Raw genomic sequence first — 1225 nt, forward strand, 5'->3', positions numbered from 1 at the left:
CGACCTACTATGACGGCCAGGGTTTCATGATCAACGCCAAGAAGCTGCCGGGCGTCAATTCGGCGCTGCAGCTTTCGGGCGCCGCCGTCTGCGTGCAGAGCGGCACGACCACCGAGCTCAACCTCGCCGACTACTTCAAGGCGAACAAGATGGAGTACAATCCGGTCGTCTTCGAGAAGCTGGAAGAGGTCAACGCCGCCTATGATGCCGGCCGCTGCGACGTCTACACCACCGACCAGTCGGGCCTTTACGGCATTCGCCTGACGCTCGGCTCGCCGGCCGATCACGTCGTGCTGCCCGAGATCATCTCGAAGGAGCCGCTCGGACCTGCCGTTCGCCAGGGCGACGACCAGTGGTACCACATCGTCAAGTGGACCTATTTCGCTCTGCTCGACGCCGAGGAGCTCGGCATCACCAAGGCCAATGTCGACGAGATGAAGAACTCCGCCAGCCCGGAGATCAAGCGCGTGCTCGGCCAGGAGGCCGACACCAAGATCGGCACCGATCTCGGCGTCTCCAACGACTGGGTCGTCAACATCGTCAAGGCCACCGGCAATTACGGCGAAATGTTCGACCGCAATGTCGGTTCGGGCAGCCCGCTGAAGATCGCCCGTGGCATCAACGCGCTGTGGACCAAGGGCGGCCTGCAATACGCTCCGCCGATCCGCTGATCGAAATGTGATCCGGAAGGCAGGCACCTGCCTTCCGGTTTCTCTTTCACAGGGGACGTGACATGGCATCGCAGGAAATCCTACGCGAGGAGCCGAGCCGCGGCTCCTTCGTCAATGATCCGAGAATACGCAGCCTCTTCTTCCAGACGCTGGTCGTCGTCTTGTTGTTCGGCTCCATCTGGTGGATCGTGCAGAACGTCATCGACAATCTGCAGCGCCTGCACATCGCCTCGGGCTTCGGCTTCCTCAAGGGGCGCGCCGGCTTCGACATATCTGACACGCCGATCGCCTATACGTCGGACTCGACCTATGGCCGCGCCATCGTCGTCGGCCTGATCAACACCATCATCGTTGCCGCCGCCGGCATCATCACCGCCACCATTATCGGCTTCATCATCGGCATCGGTCGCCTGTCGCAGAACTGGCTGATCCAGAAGATCTGCACGGTCTATGTCGAGATTTTCCGCAACATCCCGCCGCTGCTGGTCATCTTCTTCTGGTATTCCGGCGAGCACGCCGGAATACCAGAAGAAGATGACCAGCAGCGGCGGGAT

The 1225-nt window shown here is 61.1% G+C and carries 2 protein-coding genes; both read left to right on the forward strand.

Annotated elements, in window-relative coordinates:
- Window positions 1-671: transporter substrate-binding domain-containing protein (locus EOA36_RS35725; RefSeq protein WP_127281261.1), on the forward strand; the 671-nt coding region annotated here is incomplete at its 5' end.
- 62 nt (window positions 672-733) lie between these two features.
- Window positions 734-1225: ABC transporter permease subunit (locus EOA36_RS35730; protein WP_145969527.1), on the forward strand; the 492-nt coding region annotated here is incomplete at its 3' end.

This window comes from Mesorhizobium sp. M8A.F.Ca.ET.021.01.1.1 (assembly GCF_003998025.1).
Classification (GTDB): domain Bacteria; phylum Pseudomonadota; class Alphaproteobacteria; order Rhizobiales; family Rhizobiaceae; genus Mesorhizobium.